General features: G+C 30.4%; 14 protein-coding genes and 2 riboswitches. Of the genes, 5 read left to right on the top strand and 9 right to left on the bottom strand.

What is annotated here, in order from left to right:
* Positions 1 to 62: 62 nt before the first annotated feature.
* Complete coding sequence (locus tag FQB35_RS11405; protein ID WP_148810019.1) at positions 63 to 1,556, bottom strand: DUF4214 domain-containing protein; 1,494 nt, start codon at positions 1,554 to 1,556, stop codon at positions 63 to 65.
* A gap of 128 nt (positions 1,557 to 1,684) precedes the next feature.
* Between FQB35_RS11405 and FQB35_RS11400 the strand changes: the two genes are divergently transcribed.
* The 3 genes from FQB35_RS11400 (at position 1,685) to FQB35_RS11390 (ending at position 5,913) form a co-directional block, all read left to right on the top strand.
* Positions 1,685 to 1,975 (top strand): GIY-YIG nuclease family protein, encoded by a 291-nt coding sequence (locus FQB35_RS11400; RefSeq protein WP_148810018.1) that lies wholly within the window; start codon positions 1,685 to 1,687, stop codon positions 1,973 to 1,975.
* Positions 1,972 to 4,281, top strand: coding sequence for a DNA topoisomerase (locus FQB35_RS11395; RefSeq protein WP_148810017.1), 2,310 nt, complete (start codon positions 1,972 to 1,974; stop codon positions 4,279 to 4,281). The genes FQB35_RS11400 and FQB35_RS11395 overlap by 4 nt, the downstream gene beginning before the upstream one ends.
* A 267-nt stretch (positions 4,282 to 4,548) precedes the next feature.
* Positions 4,549 to 5,913 (top strand): sodium-dependent transporter, encoded by a 1,365-nt coding sequence (locus tag FQB35_RS11390; protein WP_148810016.1) that lies wholly within the window; start codon positions 4,549 to 4,551, stop codon positions 5,911 to 5,913.
* Between the two features lie 98 nt (positions 5,914 to 6,011).
* A riboswitch (cobalamin riboswitch) is annotated at positions 6,012 to 6,189 on the top strand.
* Between the two features lie 200 nt (positions 6,190 to 6,389).
* On the opposite strand, the gene FQB35_RS11385 is transcribed toward FQB35_RS11390, so the two are convergent.
* On the bottom strand, positions 6,390 to 7,139 hold the full coding sequence (locus FQB35_RS11385) for a CAP domain-containing protein (protein ID WP_148810015.1): 750 nt from the start codon (positions 7,137 to 7,139) through the stop codon (positions 6,390 to 6,392).
* Positions 7,140 to 7,482: 343 nt separating this feature from the next.
* Positions 7,483 to 7,719 carry an alpha/beta-type small acid-soluble spore protein gene (locus tag FQB35_RS11380; RefSeq protein ID WP_148810014.1) on the bottom strand — a complete coding sequence of 79 codons (237 nt, stop codon included), beginning with the start codon at positions 7,717 to 7,719 and terminating at the stop codon, positions 7,483 to 7,485.
* Between the two features lie 297 nt (positions 7,720 to 8,016).
* Between FQB35_RS11380 and panC the strand changes: the two genes are divergently transcribed.
* Positions 8,017 to 8,865 (top strand): pantoate--beta-alanine ligase, encoded by an 849-nt coding sequence (gene panC, locus FQB35_RS11375; protein ID WP_148810013.1) that lies wholly within the window; start codon positions 8,017 to 8,019, stop codon positions 8,863 to 8,865.
* 20 nt (positions 8,866 to 8,885) lie between these two features.
* Here the strand turns inward: panC and FQB35_RS11370 are convergent, their stop codons facing one another.
* The 6 genes from FQB35_RS11370 to FQB35_RS11345 are packed head-to-tail and all read right to left on the bottom strand — an operon-like array spanning position 8,886 to position 15,136.
* Complete coding sequence (locus tag FQB35_RS11370; protein WP_207707295.1) at positions 8,886 to 11,252, bottom strand: homocysteine S-methyltransferase family protein; 2,367 nt, start codon at positions 11,250 to 11,252, stop codon at positions 8,886 to 8,888.
* Positions 11,227 to 11,910 carry a vitamin B12 dependent-methionine synthase activation domain-containing protein gene (locus FQB35_RS11365; protein ID WP_148810011.1) on the bottom strand — a complete coding sequence of 228 codons (684 nt, stop codon included), beginning with the start codon at positions 11,908 to 11,910 and terminating at the stop codon, positions 11,227 to 11,229. The genes FQB35_RS11370 and FQB35_RS11365 overlap by 26 nt, the downstream gene beginning before the upstream one ends.
* Positions 11,911 to 11,913: 3 nt before the next feature.
* Complete coding sequence (gene metF, locus FQB35_RS11360; protein WP_148810010.1) at positions 11,914 to 12,801, bottom strand: methylenetetrahydrofolate reductase [NAD(P)H]; 888 nt, start codon at positions 12,799 to 12,801, stop codon at positions 11,914 to 11,916.
* A 24-nt stretch (positions 12,802 to 12,825) separates the two neighbouring features.
* The gene (locus FQB35_RS11355) at positions 12,826 to 13,548 is read right to left on the bottom strand and encodes a UPF0280 family protein (RefSeq protein ID WP_148810835.1); all 723 of its coding nucleotides are present in this window, start codon (positions 13,546 to 13,548) and stop codon (positions 12,826 to 12,828) included.
* Positions 13,549 to 13,556: 8 nt separating this feature from the next.
* A complete protein-coding gene (locus FQB35_RS11350) occupies positions 13,557 to 13,961 on the bottom strand; it encodes an NIL domain-containing protein (protein WP_148810009.1) in 405 nt (134 codons plus the stop codon).
* 2 nt (positions 13,962 to 13,963) lie between these two features.
* Positions 13,964 to 15,136 (bottom strand): homocysteine biosynthesis protein, encoded by a 1,173-nt coding sequence (locus FQB35_RS11345; RefSeq protein ID WP_148810008.1) that lies wholly within the window; start codon positions 15,134 to 15,136, stop codon positions 13,964 to 13,966.
* A gap of 70 nt (positions 15,137 to 15,206) precedes the next feature.
* A riboswitch (SAM riboswitch) is annotated at positions 15,207 to 15,306 on the bottom strand.
* Between the two features lie 169 nt (positions 15,307 to 15,475).
* Between FQB35_RS11345 and FQB35_RS11340 the strand changes: the two genes are divergently transcribed.
* Positions 15,476 to 16,012 (top strand): hypothetical protein, encoded by a 537-nt coding sequence (locus FQB35_RS11340; protein WP_148810007.1) that lies wholly within the window; start codon positions 15,476 to 15,478, stop codon positions 16,010 to 16,012.
* Positions 16,013 to 16,025 lie beyond the last annotated feature (13 nt).

Genomic DNA, 16,025 nt, shown 5'->3' with positions numbered 1-16,025 from the left:
CATCGTTCCTCCTGAAAAATATCTTTTTTCACAATTAATATATGTTTTCTCTAGACAGGTTGTTACTTGTTTTGTCTATTATCTTTTTTTAATATATTAGATACTTTAGCAGCAACACTTTCCCAATCGGGGAGATTTAAGCAGGATTTATTACCTTTTAAACATTTTGCTTTAAGCCAAGATTCGTTCAACCAACAGGGATTGCACAATTTCTTTGTAACTACATGGGTATCGGGATAAGCAAAGCAAGTTTCTGATGTAGTATTAAAGATAACAACAGCTGGAGTTCCTACTGCTTTAGCAAGGTGAAAAAGTCCTCCTTCAATTCCAATATAACATTTTGATAACTTAAGATAAGCAGCTGCTTGTCGTAAGGAAGTTTTACCCCTTAAGTCCATTACAGTTGGATGTATTAGCGAATCTGTTACTAATCCTAGTTGGACAGGAATAATTCCTTGCATATGCAGCCACTTAATTAGTTTATTCCAACCATCCTTTGTCCATCGTTTTAATTCTTCTAATCTACATCCTGGGCTATCGTTTACCACAACATAATCACCCGGAATCTTTTCTATCATCATGTCTGGCTTGATATATACATCGTTGCAGTTAGCGTATTTCTCAAGACCAAGTGAAAAAAGCATTAGATCACATACATGCTTATTAAGACTATCTATGTGTATTCCGGAATGAGGGAAATTTTCATAGTACCAAATATTTTTATAAAAATAATTACTGTTTTTCCATGTGCCATAGGCACGACTGATATATCTTAGATCAAATACATTTTCTACAAGGCCTACTACACTCTTAACCGCTTTATACCAATTCATAGGGCCACATTCAATAGTTAGATCGATATATGGATGTTCATCAAATAAGGAACCATACTGTCCCACAATGACTACTACAGGACGAAGGGGTTCTTTAGTTTTAAGAGCTTTTGCCACAGGAGTTATCTGGACGAAATCACCAAGCCCCCCTGTTTTCACCAAAATATTTGTAGTATATGGGAAATAATGTGCACTGAGTATTTTTTTTACATTTTCCCTAAAACGGGTTGATATGGATATATGAGGCCAAATGGTGGAGTAGTGCATGGAAGAAGAAGTATCCTTGCTGATCAGATCACTTTGAGCATGAAATTTTATGAATGCTTCTTCACTTAGTAAGACAGTTCTTAATATATCAATTTTTGATGTTCCTGTTTTTAATAAATGAATAAAATGTTGAAATGCATCTAAATCAGGGTCCCTGCCAAGAAATTTACGATAAATTTCAGTAACAAAAGTTTCTGCATCTGATCTTATAAGTCCCTGGAAAAGCTGTAATAGACTTTGATAGGATTCTTTTTTTATAAGTTCATTAAATTCTGTACTCATGATAACAATCTTAAATATTTCATTCTTTGATTTCATGCCAGATTTTAAGCAACGTGTAAAATATGCTAAGGTTTGCGGGGTAGGATCACGGTTTAAAAATTCTTTAAATAATCTAGTAACGAATGTTTCATGATCAGATGCAAATAGTTGTTGAAGAATTTGAAGCGTTTGCATAGTATTGCTCCTCCTAAAAATATCTTCTTTTTTAATAATTAATTTATGTTCTTTGTAGACAGGTTGTTACTTAAAAAGAAATGATGTAATATGAAGAAATAAGAGAATATAAATTAAGAGGTGATAAAATGTACTTTGCTTATATGCTAAGATGCAGTGATAATTCTTTATATAGTGGATATACAAAAGGGACAAGTCCGAAAAAAAGAGTTGAGATACACAACAAAGGAATGGGTAGTAAGTATACTAGGGCTAGATTACCAGTTAAATTAGTATATTTTGAGGAATTTAAAAGTAAAAGAGAAGCTATGAAAAGAGAATATCAATTTAAAAAGCTTAATAAAGCACAAAAAGAAAAGCTAGTTAAAGAATTTAATTTGTTAGCAAAAAATTATAGTGTAGGGGAATTGTTAATATGAGTAAATCGTTATTTATAACTGAAAAACCAAGTGTTGCAGTAGAATTTGCAAAAGCATTAAATATAAAAGGGAAAAAGAATAATGGATTTATAGAATCTGATGATGCAGTGATTACGTGGTGTGTTGGGCATCTTATTAATATGAGTTATCCAGAAAAGTATGACGAAAAATACAAAAAGTGGTCATTGAAGGATCTTCCATTTTTGCCGAAAGAATATCAGTATGAAATAATAAAAAATGTAAAGAAACAGTTTGAAATTGTAAAAAAACAAATGAAAAGAAAAGATATATCTACTATATATGTATGTACCGACTCAGGAAGAGAAGGGGAATACATTTACAGATTAGTAGACCAAATGGTTGGCGTAAAAGATAAAATGAAAAAAAGGGTATGGATTGATTCACAAACGGAAGAAGAAATCAGAAGAGGGGTAAAGAATGCAAAACCTTTATCAGAATATGATAAACTATCAGATTCAGCTTACTTAAGAGCAAAAGAAGACTATTTGATAGGGATAAATTTTTCAAGATTATTGACCCTGATCTATGGCAGAATCATTAGCAGTTATTTAGGTAAAAAATATGTAGTGATTGCAGTTGGTAGAGTAATGACTTGTGTATTTGGTATGATTGTAGGAAGAGAAAGAGAAATTAGAGAATTTGTTAAAACACCTTATTATAAGATTGCTTCTAACTTTCAGTTTAAGGAATCTCTTGAATATGATGGTGAATGGAAAGCTGTGGAAGGATCTCATTATTATATGTCAAATCTATTATTTAAAGATGTTGGATTTAAGGAGAAAAAAGAGGCTGAAAAATTTATCCATGATCTAAAAAAGGATAATTCTGAAATGCTAGCAATTATTGAGGAAATAAAAAAGAAAAAGGAAAAGAAAAATCCTCCACTTTTATACAATTTAGCAGAATTACAAAATGATTGTTCAAAAAAATTAAAATTAAGTCCAGATGAGACTTTAAAAATAGTACAAAGCTTATATGAAAAGAAAATGCTTACGTATCCTAGAACAGATGCAAGAGTTTTATCAAAGGCTGTAGCAAAGGAAATTCATAAAAATATAAAAGGTCTTAAAAACATGAATAGGCTTTGTAATTTGGAAAAGGAAGATAAGAAAATTGATCATTTTATTCAAAAAATATTGGAGGAGGATTTATTTAAAGGGTTAGAAAAAACAAAATATGTTAATGACAAAGCCATTACAGATCACTACGCCATCATACCTACAGGAGTTGGGCTAGAGAACTTTAATAAGTTATCAGATAATGGGAAACATATATTTTTATTAGTAGTAAGACGCTTTTTGGCAATTTTTTATCCAGCAGCAGTATTTAGTAAGCTATCTATCACAACAAAAATAAAATCAGAGCGGTTTTTTACATCTTCAAAAGTATGCATAGAAGAAGGCTATTTAGAAATATTTAATCAAGGCAAAGCTAATAAAGTGAATAATATAGAAACACTGAAAAAATTGAAAAAGGGACAGAAGGTAAAGATTTATGATTTAATAATTAAGGAATCAGAAACGACACCACCTAAGAGGTATAATTCAGGTTCTATGATTTTAGCAATGGAGAATGCAGGTAAATTGATTGAAGATGAAGAACTAAGAGAACAAATTAAGGGCAGTGGAATCGGAACTAGTGCTACTAGGGCTGAAATTTTAAAAAAGCTGCAAAAGATTGGGTATATTAAGTTAAACAAAAAAACGCAAATATTAACACCTACACAAATGGGAGAAATGATTTATGATGTAGTTTCTCAGTCTATTGCTTCATTATTAAATCCAGCATTGACTGCAAGTTGGGAAAAAGGATTGATGATGGTTGCTAATGGAGAAATACAGCCAAATGAATATATGGAAAAATTAGAATCTTATATAAGAAAAAATACACAAAAAGTATTACGATTAAATAATTATTCTAATTTATTCAATACTTTTTCTTCAATTCCAAGTACGAGTATTACTCAAAAGAAAGAAAAAAGAAAAATCAATAATGCATTAGGAGATTGTATTGCCTGCAAAGATGGACAAATTTTAGAAAATAGCAAAGCATTTTATTGTAGTAATTGGAAAAATGGGTGTAAGTTTACTGTTTGGAAAAATAACTTAGAGATATATGGCCAAAAAGTTACAGACAAAATGATTAAAGAGCTTCTTACAGAAGGAATGATAAAGAATATAAATATTGTTTTACCTCAGACACATGAAAAATGCATTGCATTACTTACATTTCGAAACGATAAAAGTGGTGCATTAGAACTTAAAAATGTGACTCGGATAGAGTAAAAAACATAAAATTTCATTTTATATGATCATTTTTTTACTTTAAAGGAATAAATTATGATATTGTCCAAAAATGTGAGAAAACGAAAGAAAGTGAAAGAAAATAAAACTATTTTTCAAAATATAGAAAAATCTGAAAATTGATACATAAATTTATTTGTAATATAATACACATAATTATAATCATTTTTCCGACTTAAACTATCTATAGAAAGGGGGAGTAAAATAATTTATATGCTTTTTATATACCAATAAAAAGGGGGGCAAAATATGACAAGCTTGAATAAAGAGCAAGAAAGAGGTCAATGGGGCTCGAAGATTGGTTTTATTCTAGCTGCTGCCGGTTCAGCTGTAGGTCTAGGGAATTTGTGGAAATTTCCTTATATGGCTGGGAAAAATGGCGGTGGTGCATTCGTACTTGTATATATTATTATACTATTTTTAGTAGGTTTTACATTGATGCTTGCTGAAATTACTTTAGGTAGGCATACACAGTTAAGTGCAATAGGTGCTTATAGAAAAATTCGTGAGAAATGGGCATGGGTTGGTGGATTAGGTGTTATAGCAGGTTTTTTAATTCTTTCATTTTATAGTGTTGTTGGAGGATGGGTTTTAAGTTATTTATTCAAGGCATTAACAGGTGCGCTTCATGAAAGTAATCCTGAAGTTTTAGGAAGTATGTTTGGGCAATTGATATCTAGTACTACAACACCAATTATCTTCCATGCAATATTTATGGCATTAAATATCATAATTGTATTTGGAGGTATTAGTGGAGGAATTGAGAAAGCAAGTAAAATTATGATGCCTGCATTATTTATTATGATTATATTACTTGCTGTTCGTTCTGTAACATTGCCAGGTGCAGCTGAAGGATTAAAATTCCTTTTTGTACCAAAATTTTCAGCAATTTCGACATCTGTAGTTCTTGACGCTTTAGGACAGGTATTTTTCTCACTAAGTTTAGGTATGGGGTGTATGATTACTTATGGTAGCTATATAGATAAAGATACTAATTTAATTCAAAGTGCAACGGCTATACCGTTGATTGATACAGGTGTTGCGTTGCTTGCAGGGATTGCTACACTTCCAGCAGTATTTGCTTTTGGTTTTGAGCCTGCAGCAGGACCAGGACTTATGTTTGTAACATTACCAGCAGTATTTTCACAAATGCCTTTAGGTGGATTATTTGCAGTTATCTTTTTTTTACTAGTATTATTTGCAGCTTTAACATCATCTATTTCATTATTAGAAGTATGTGTTGCTTACGTTGTTGATGAATGGAAATGGAATCGAGGAAAAGCTACTACCATTATGGCACTAATTATATTCTTAGTAGGTATACCAGCTTCATTATCTTTAGGTCCATGGGCAAATATTCATATATTGCCAGGAAGAGGATTTTTTGATACCTATGACTTTATTGCAAGTAATGTATTACTTCCATTAGGTGGATTGTTATTATGTATCTTTGTAGGCTGGATTTGGGGAACAGAAAATGCTATCAAAGAAGCTACAAGTGATGGAAAAGTTCCATTTAGTTTAGCTTCAGCTTGGGTTTTTTTGATTAAATATGTTGGACCATTAGCTATAGGAATTGTATTTGTCCGTTCATTTATGGCATTATTTTCTTAGAAATAGCTAAAAATGTAAATATTAAAAAACTTTGTAAAAGACTTTTTATATTTCTATTGACAATCTAACTTAAAAATGTTAATATTTTATCAGAGTTTAATACTTTTAAAGCTTTAGGTACCTTTTAGGTTTAATAGGGAAGTACGGTGAGAGTCCGTCACAGCCCCCGCTACTGTAAATGATGACGAAACCTCATGATGCCACTGTGAAAATGGGAAGGCAGAGGAAGTAGGGTGATTCATAAGTCAGGAGACCTGCCTATAGTTGAAATTACTACCTTCGGTGGGGAGGTCAGGAAATTTGTTAGCTTTTTTATTAGGATTATACTATTAAGCTAATAAACCCTGTCTTCTGACAGGGTTTTATTATATTTTATTTCCAAGGAAATAAACTTTGTGTTATGTTTTTAACAAAGGTCTAGTTTTTCAAAATTTTTCCTCTAATTTTGAATCTCTCAATGATGAGAGATTATTTTTTTATCGTCCTACAAACATTTGTGTGTAGATTTTACCATATTTGCCGCCCTCTTTTATACCTATACCAATATGTGTAAAATTAGGATTTAAAATATTTTTTCTATGTCCTTCTGAGTTCATAAGAGATTTGTGTGCATCTCTTACAGAAGGATTTCCTGCAATATTTTCACCTGCAGTAAGGTATTTAATGCCAAAGTCTTTCATCATGTCAAAAGGACTTCCATAAGTAGGAGAATTGTGACTAAAGTAGTTATTATCAATCATATCTTGAGATTTTAATCTAGCTACTTCTGTAATGGACATATCAAGTTTTAATGGATTTAGTCCTCGTTTTGTTCGTTCTCCATTAATAAGACGTAGCATTTCATTTTCATTTGGAGTAAGCTTGGCAGCATTTTGTGCTAATTGTCTTTGTGTTGTTTTTTCAGTTGTTACTTGTGGTTTTGCATCAGAAGGATTTACTGTACCTACTTTTCCATCATCTGTTTGTATTACATACCAATCTCCAAGCTCGCCTATAACGTTATATACCTTTCCTTTAGGGAGTTTTGTTAATTCAGGATAGCTAGTACCTTGCCCGCTTCTACAGGATGCATTATCTTTGATGATTTTGATCTGTTCCACCTTTCCTTTTTCAAAAGCTGATGAAGACTTAGGTGTTACATTTGGTTTTTGATTTGGAGCAGCACAAGCTGTAAATAATAAAACAGAAATGATTAGTAAGGAAAATATTTTCTTAGTATTTTTCATATATTCATCACCTCAGTAATATTATTGCCTGTATTATGAAAAACATTTATTTTATATAATACTAAAAATCGGTATATATTGGATTTTATTATATATTTTTCATCTTCTATTTTAAAAAATAATTTTCAAATATGAATAAATAGAAGAAATATTGGTAAAAATGTAAGAGGAAACAAATTCACTTATTTAAAAGCGAATTCGCTTTTAAATACACCTTATTCCCACCCACAACTCATCAGAAGAAAAGGGTAGCTGTATAGTTACCTTTTTCTTATTTATAATGTAGTAAAGTAGAAGTAAGGATGAACGTAAATTTTTGTTCATCCTTTTATTGTAAAGTTTTTTAATCTAAATCTGGTGGCAGTAAATCACTCCTATATGCCATGCTCTTTTCAGCATTTTCTATTAATCTTTTTGTCATTTCTCCACCTAATTTACCACCCATCTGTCCTGCTTGTCTAGAAGTTATATTACTAGATAAATTTTTATTTAACATAGAAATCCCTAATTCGTTAGCAATTTCCTCTTTGAATTCATTTAATGCCATTCTTGCTTCTTTCACTACAGGTTTTTTTGCCATTTTTATCACCTCTTTTTGTATTTACTATTATTATCTACAAAGAAGAGGTCTAATATATAGGAAAAAAATGTACATAAGAATATTATTTATTGTATGAAAAGAAGGCTTGTGTTAGAATAATATCGGATAGTATCGAAAGAACTATACCTTTTTACAAAAAAAATTTCAGAACAAATCTGCTTTGAGCCTTTGGGACAGAGACAGTTGAGTATACATGAAATAATAGCCTTGCTGTGTGTGATACTCAGCAAGGTTTTTTAATCTTATTGGCTCAGAGAGGAAATAGGAGGGTATGAAATGTTTATAGTAGAGAATGTAAAAGATATAAGAGAGATTGTAAAAAGAGAAAAAAGAGATGGGAAAAAAATTGGATTTGTTCCTACTATGGGATATCTTCATGAAGGACACCTATCTCTTATTAGAAGAGCAAAAGAAGAAAATGATTTTGTAGTAGTAAGTGTATTTGTAAATCCAACTCAGTTCTGTGCTGGTGAGGATTTTGAAACATATCCTCGTTCCTTAGAAAGAGATAGTAAATTAGCACAAAGTGCTGGTGCTGATATATTATTTAATCCTTCTGCAAAGGAAATGTATCCAAATGGTTATAAAACGGATGTAGTTGTAAATGAAATAACAGATAAATTATGTGGTGCATCACGTCCAGGTCATTTCAAAGGAGTCACTACAGTGGTTTGTAAGTTTTTTAACATTGTTCAACCAGATAGAGCTTATTTTGGACAGAAAGATGCACAGCAAGTAGTTGTAATTGAGCAAATGGTGAAAGATTTGAATATGGATTTAGAGATTGTTCCATGTCCTATTGTAAGAGAAGAAGATGGACTTGCTTTAAGTTCAAGAAATACTTATCTTAATGAAAAAGAGAGAAAAGCAGGCTTGATTTTATCTAAATCTCTTTTTGCAGCAAAGGATATGATAGAAAATGGAGAGAGAGATGCAATAAAAATAAAGGATTTTATTATAAAAAATATTTCTAATGAACCTATGGCAAATATTGATTATGTAGAAGTTGTAAGTGCTGAAAACTTAGAAGATATAAAAAAACTACAAGGAGATGTATTGATTGCTCTTGCAGTAAAAATAGGAAAAACAAGATTGATTGATAATATTCGTATAAAAATTTCATAAGGAGCAGAAAACTGCTCCTTCTATTGAAATACTTTTTGTGCAATAGTTACTGATTCTCTAGCATCTTTTGCATAAAAGTCAGCACCAATCATATCAGCATATTCTTGATTTAATACAGCACCCCCTACCATTATATAACAATGAATATGATTTTCTCTAATGGCTTTAATGGTTTGTTCCATATTTTTTACTGTAGTGGTCATAAGGGCACTTAAACCTACAAGTTTTATATCATGTGCTTTTGTTTGTTCTACTACTTCTTCTATAGGAACATCTTTTCCAAGATCCAAAACATCAAATCCATAGTTTTCTAAAAGGACTTTTACAATATTTTTTCCAATATCGTGTATATCTCCTTTTACAGTAGCAAGAAGTATTTTTCCTTTTGATATGTTGCTTTTTCCTTCTTTTAAAAGGTGTTCTTTAATTACTTCGAAGGAAGCCTTTACTGTTTCTGCTGAACGAATGAGCTGTGGTAAAAATATTTCTTCTTTTTCATATTTATTTCCTACAAGGTCGAGAGCAGGAACTAAATAGTTATTTACTATTTCTAATGGAGTTATACTATTTAAAAGTTCTTTTGTTTTTTGTGCTGCTTCATCTTTTATGCCATCTATGATAATTTGCTTTAAATTTTTTTTTGCTTCTAATTTTTTAGGTTCTTCTTTTTTAGAATCATTCCTATAAATATTTATAAAATTTTGTGCATCTTTATCATGGTTTGCAAGAACGTTAAATGTATGAATGGTTTCTAGATTGCTTTCTAGTAATGGGTCTATAATAGGGGCGTCAAGTCCAAATGAAAGAGCCATTGCTAGAAATGTACGATTTATAATTTTTCTTTGAGGAAGTCCAAATGAAACATTGCTTACACCAAGGGTTGTTTTTACATCAAACCTATCTTTTACTAACTTTATGGCTTTAAGTGTCTCCATAACTTCCTCTTGCTGTGCAGATGCTGTTAAAACAAGACAGTCTATTAAAATATTTTCCTTTGGTATGCCATAAGATGATGCTGTATTTATGATTTTTTCTGCAATAGCAGCTCTTTCTTCTGCTTTTTTTGGAATGCCATTTTCATCTAAAGTAAGACCTATTACACAAGCACCATATTTTTTTACAATTGGAAATATGGATTTCATACTTTCTGTTTTACCGTTTACTGAATTAATGAGGGGTTTTCCATTGAAAACTCTGACAGCAGCTTCAATAGTATCTGTATTGGTGCTATCAATTTGTAATGGAATGTCAACAATTCCTTGAATTTCTTTTATTATTTTGGGCATCATTTCTTTTTCGTTTATTTCAGGTAGACCTATATTTACATCAAGAATATCTGCTCCAGCTTCTTTTTGTTTTATAGCTTCTGATAAAATATAATCAAGATTATTATTTCTTAATGCTTCTTTTAACTTCTTCTTACCAGTAGGATTTATTCTTTCACCAATTATTTTTATATCATTTCCAATAACAATAGTCTTTGTAGAAGAACATACTGTAGTTAATTTTTTATTATTTAATTTAATAGGGTATAATCCTTCTAAATATTTTTTTGCTTTTTTTATAAAGTCTGGATTTGTTCCACAACAACCTCCTATTATAGAGATTCCCATTTGAGCCATATTTTTGATTTCTTCAGAAAATACTTCTGGAGTTAGATCAAATACTGTTTTTCCTTCTTTTAGCTTTGGTAGTCCTGCATTTGGTTGAACAATAACAGGGACAGTAGAAATTTTTAGTATTTTTTCTATGATAGGTTTAATTTCTTTAGGACCTAAAGAACAATTTATACCTAATGCATCTATTCCTAACCCTTCTAAAACATGAACCATTGTTGTCGGATCAGTTCCTGTTAGAGTTCTTCCATTTTGTTGAAATGTCATTGTACAAAAAACTGGAAGCGAGCAGTTTTCTTTTGCAGCAAGTATAGCGGCTTTTGCTTCATATAAATCTGATATGGTTTCAATTAAAATCAAGTCAGCTCCAGCTGTTTCACCTGCTTTTATTTGTCTTTTAAAAATCTCATAAGCTTCATCGAATTTTAAAGTTCCTATGGGTTCCATAAGTTGTCCAATTGGGCCTATATCAAGGGCTACAAGTTTATTACCAGCGGCATCTCTTGCAATTGATACAGCTTTACTTATAATTTGTTCTACGCTATATGGTAGATCTTTTAGTTTATATTCATTAGCACCAAATGTATTTGTTGTAATGACATCTGCACCAGCATCAATATATTTTTTATGAATGTCATATATAACTTCAGGATAGGATATATTAAAGCTTTCAGGCAGTTCACCTATTGGAAGTCCTGCTTGCTGAAGCATTGTTCCCATAGCACCATCAAAGAAAATAAATTCTTTACCTATTATTTTTTTTATATTCACAAGTATCACCATCTTTCTTATAAATACAAGTACGATTTTGACTGCATTTTGCACAGCTACTTAATTTATTTATAGAGGGTTTATCTTCAAGTCCAATAATTGCAGTTACAGATTTTCTAGGAATTAATATAAAATCAGGTGTAGCAGTAAGTCCAATTTTCTTTTGAGCATCTAGTAAATGAATAATTTTAGGTTGATATGAAAGCGGGAAATCTCCATAACCAGGACTATATCTGTTAGTTATATGAAGACCATATTTTTTTGCAATTATTTTTATATTTTCTTCTATTTCATCACATATAGATTCTATTGCTGTAGTAGCAACAGCATCGAAGATTAGACTTTTGGATAAATTTATTTTACTATAATATCTTATTTTTTGATCTACTATATTTCCAAGGGTTACAGCCAAAAGAGCACATTTTTTAGAGTTAAGAAGATGTGCATATAAGTTTTTGCTTTCAAAAATTAGGGAAGTCCCTTCTAAAAAAATTTTTTTATCTTTTTTTTCAATAGGGAAGATACGATATACATAATTGAAATTTGCAATTTCTTTTATTTCTTCTATACACGTATCTATAATTTCATTTGTTATAGTGTCGATTTTTTTGCTATGATATCCTAAATAACGTAAAACTTCTTTTTTATCAATGTACATGACCTACTCCTCTGTTAATACATTACGTATAGTTGAAATGCTTTCTACTATTTTTCTAGTGGTTTTTGGGCGATTCATTGTATATATATGAATACCATCTATTCCCCATGAAAGAAGATCAACAATTTGTTCTATAGCATATGCAATTCCTGCTTCTTTTAAAGCTTCAGGCTTATATTCATACTTTTCAATAATTCGAATAAATTTCTTAGGTAGATGACATCCACATAGGGATAAAATATGATTGATTTGGTTTTTGTTAATAACCGGAAGTATTCCTGCTGAAATAGGGATGTTTATGTTTTCTTTATCTAATTTTTCTTTGAATTTGTAGAAAATTTCATTATCAAAAAATAATTGTGTGATTAAAAAATCAACACCAGAATTTACTTTTTCTTTTAGATAATAAATATCCTTATCTAAATTAGTGCATTCAATATGTCCTTCAGGATATGCTGCAGCACCTACACTAAAATTACTATTACTATGAATATGCCCAATTAGGTCTTTTGCATATTCATAGTGAAGAGGATCAGGAAATTCAAAATCAGGATCATTTGGAAAATCTCCTCTAAGAGCTAGTATATTTTCTATATTATTATCTTTTAATTGATTTAAAATATTTTCTATTTCTTGTTTTGTAGAAGTAACACAAGTAAGATGAGCTAAAGCTTCAATATTATATTTATTTTTAATTATAGATGCAATTTCAACAGTTTTTTTTGTAGTACTTCCACCAGCACCATAAGTAACACTAATAAAATCAGGTTTTAAATCTTTTAAATTATCAATAGTATTATAAATAGTCTCTATAGGTCCATCTTTTTTTGGTGGAAAAATTTCAAACGAAATAATAGGTTTTTTATTTTTGTAAAAATCTTTTATTAGCATTTATAACACCTCTTTATAAAATATTTAGGGATTTACTAAAGTAATATTTCCCCAAGTACCAAGTTTATCTTCTATAATAATTAGAACTCCCTCAATTCCTGGAATCGATTTTCCAAACTCAATTCCATTTAAAATATCTTTAGGGGTAAAAATTATATTTCCAATAGCTGTAGCAGTTGCATCAGCAAGAAGGGTATCTTTTGATAAAACTACAACAGCATCAGCATTTCCAAAACTAAGAGAATGACCAACCTTTCCTGCTGAAGTACATAACCCTAATGGAGTATTTGTAGGTGAAATAGAGAGTGCAATTTTGTTTGAAAAAGGAGAGTTTCCTGCATAAACCAATATTTTTGCTGTATGGTTTATTTTCATAAAAATATCTCCACCATTTTCAATTATTATTTCATCTGTATGTTTTAATAAGGATAAACCTACATATTGGGATATGGCACCAGCAACTGTGGCCATAGGTCCTACTTTTGCTAAAGTAGATGCATTTATCATATGTTTAATTATGTCTGTAGCATTCTCTTTAGCTACTAAAGGATTTAAACTAGTATAAAAGTCCTTATGGACAGATCCGTAAGTTTTAATAGCTTTTCTATATTTAATCAAATATTTTCTAGCTTCTTTTTTTAGATTGCATTTTGCAGATATGTGTAAATCAGATTCTTTTTCTATTACAGTAAAATTAACAAAATTATTTGGTTTCATATATTTTCGATAAAATCTTTTTTGATACATAAAATCACCTATAAGCCATTTGTAATAATTTTTAAAGGACATGCTTTAATACAAAGTTTACAGCCTAAACATTCTTCTGCATTGAAAGATAAAAGCCAACTATTTGAATCTAGCTTTAAAGCATCTGAAGGGCAAACAGCTGTACAAGCACCACAATGGATGCAAGCTTTTTCATCCCACTTTATTTCAGTATGAATAAAGTCAACTTTTACTCCAATATTTTCTAGATAGCGAATGCCTGATGATATGTTTTCTTTTGTACCTTCAAGTTCCAATAAAAGATTCCCTTGTGTATTGTAGTTTATAGAAGCTCTTAATATATTTGTTTTTAAATCATATTTTTTTATTAATGTATAAGTAATGGGTTGATCTGTTAAATGGGGTGGAAAGATTAAAAAAATCTTTTTTTTCATTTTTATTCCTCCTCTGCATCGATAATTTCAAGGGTATTTAAACGATTATTTAGTGGAAATGCTTCAATTGGTTGTTGAAGGTAAAAATTTCCTTCCATAATCAATTTTTTTAATTCTTCTGCAATTTTTCTTGATTTATATAAACTTGTAATAGGAGCTGTTTTAATACTTTTTCCATTTAAATTAATAGAGCCACTTCTTAATTGTGCATAATTAACTCTGCCAAGAGTTGGTTTGTTTCTACTTGGGACGCTATAATCTACTATACTCGTATAAAGGTCCTTATCTTCAATAGAAACAAATTTCATCATTTCTTCATCAAGTATAGGGATAGGAATTCCTATTCCAACAAACATAGATATGCCATATTTCTCAAAAACGGCTGGTTTTATATACTCAGTGCTCATTTTCTTTAAATCACCAACTACTGCAAGGGTAGCTGCAGGAGATAGAGGAATACCATTTTCATCCCTTTCACGATCAGAAAAAAATTGGGTTCCTTGCCAAGAGATATATCCTGTTGTTCCAGCAAGGAATATCCTTGTTCCAATGCCTATTGTTCGATAGAGGGGATCATTAAAAAGGGGGCTTAACTGTCCAGAAGTACAGTAGTTGATATTCCCCATATTTGGTTGTAGAATCCCCATATAAGTATAAAGAGCTTTATCTGAGGTGTTGATTGCAGCACTATAATTTTGATAAGCATTTCTTGGGTTGAACAAATAGGCTTCATTAATACTGTCTTTTGTGATATAAGTATCAATTTCTAATCTTGGATAGCAATCAGTTCCAGGAGAAGTTGCTTTTAGACGTATTTTTTTTCCATCAATCAAGTCGCAAATAACATGCGCACCTCCATATTCAATTCCTTTGCTTTCAGAAATTTCTGTAGCACCAATATAAGCATCAACAGCTGCAAGACCAGAATATGCTGCTACATCATTTAATGTAACCTTTGTCATTCTAATTGGGGGATCTGAATGACCGAAGTTTAAAAAAGCTCCTGTTGAACACATAGGGCCAAAAGTTGCTGTTGTAACTACATCTACATATTTTGCAGCGTCTTTGATACCTTTTTCTTTTACAATATCTATTACTTCTTCAGCACTTACAACAACTGCACAACCATTTTTGATTTTTTCATTGATTTCTTCATAAGTCTTTTTTATAGACATATTACATCTTCCTTTCTTATATAAAATAAAAAAACTTCTTTGACAGTGAAAGAAGTTTTTTAATATAACGCTCTCATCTGTCGGTTATACCGCTGGAATTAGCACCATTGCATAATATGCTGGTTGCCGGGCTTCATAGGGCCAGATCCCTCCGCCACTCTGGATAAGAGTTAAAATATTCAGTTTTTATTGATTTAGTAGTAAGTTTATACCAATAGGATCATTATGTCAATATGTTTTTGAAAAATTCATATAATTTTATTTAAGGTAATGAAAAATATAAAGAATTATGATAAAATATGAAGAAAATGATCAATTGACTGACAAAGAGGTGACAGGATGGATCATAAGAATGTAGCTGTAGGTATTTTTATATTTTTTACTTTTGTTATGCTAGGGGGAGTTTTTGGAATATTTGTTGGATATTCTCTTTCTGATAGTATTAAGATACAAAACCATTCAGATATTAAAGAAAATGTGGAAAATAATATTTTAAAAGAACAAAAAATAGAAAAGGAAATATTACCAATTAATATTTCTAAACTAGATAATCTAAAAAAGGCTTTAGATACTTGGAAAGAAATTATTCAAAGAACTTCACAGGGAAAGCTTGATAAGAAGGAAGCTGCTAAACTTATTTATGAAATGTCTAGTAATATTTATAAAAGAAATATTCCTGAAGAGTTTTTTGTATATAGACTGAAAAATATTATAGGAAATGGTCAGCTTAAAGAATTAAATTATTCCAATATTACATATGATGATGAAGATACTGCTTATATTGATGTAGTAGAAATTTATGAAGAAGGTACTTGTTGTTATAAATTAAAATTTATTAAAGAAAATAAAAACTGGTGTTTTGCAGCACAATTATAAAAGTAAGAGCTCA

Origin of the sequence: Crassaminicella thermophila (genome assembly GCF_008152325.1) — a bacterium.
In the GTDB taxonomy this organism is placed as follows: Bacteria; Bacillota; Clostridia; order Peptostreptococcales; family Thermotaleaceae; genus Crassaminicella_A; species Crassaminicella_A thermophila.
The sequence above is the reverse complement of the archived record's forward strand: the minus strand, read 5'-3'. Positions and strand labels throughout refer to the sequence as shown.

Coding starts and splice junctions, on each gene's coding strand:
- FQB35_RS11355 (WP_148810835.1), bottom strand. CDS start 13,548: ATGTATCAAAAAAGATTTTATCGAAAATATATGAAACCAAATAATTTT.
- FQB35_RS11405 (WP_148810019.1), bottom strand. CDS start 1,556: ATGCAAACGCTTCAAATTCTTCAACAACTATTTGCATCTGATCATGAA.
- FQB35_RS11380 (WP_148810014.1), bottom strand. CDS start 7,719: ATGGCAAAAAAACCTGTAGTGAAAGAAGCAAGAATGGCATTAAATGAA.
- FQB35_RS11345 (WP_148810008.1), bottom strand. CDS start 15,136: ATGTCTATAAAAAAGACTTATGAAGAAATCAATGAAAAAATCAAAAAT.
- FQB35_RS11395 (WP_148810017.1), top strand. CDS start 1,972: ATGAGTAAATCGTTATTTATAACTGAAAAACCAAGTGTTGCAGTAGAA.
- FQB35_RS11350 (WP_148810009.1), bottom strand. CDS start 13,961: ATGAAAAAAAAGATTTTTTTAATCTTTCCACCCCATTTAACAGATCAA.
- FQB35_RS11390 (WP_148810016.1), top strand. CDS start 4,549: ATGACAAGCTTGAATAAAGAGCAAGAAAGAGGTCAATGGGGCTCGAAG.
- panC (WP_148810013.1), top strand. CDS start 8,017: ATGTTTATAGTAGAGAATGTAAAAGATATAAGAGAGATTGTAAAAAGA.
- FQB35_RS11400 (WP_148810018.1), top strand. CDS start 1,685: ATGTACTTTGCTTATATGCTAAGATGCAGTGATAATTCTTTATATAGT.
- FQB35_RS11385 (WP_148810015.1), bottom strand. CDS start 7,139: ATGAAAAATACTAAGAAAATATTTTCCTTACTAATCATTTCTGTTTTA.
- FQB35_RS11340 (WP_148810007.1), top strand. CDS start 15,476: ATGGATCATAAGAATGTAGCTGTAGGTATTTTTATATTTTTTACTTTT.
- FQB35_RS11365 (WP_148810011.1), bottom strand. CDS start 11,910: ATGTACATTGATAAAAAAGAAGTTTTACGTTATTTAGGATATCATAGC.
- metF (WP_148810010.1), bottom strand. CDS start 12,801: ATGCTAATAAAAGATTTTTACAAAAATAAAAAACCTATTATTTCGTTT.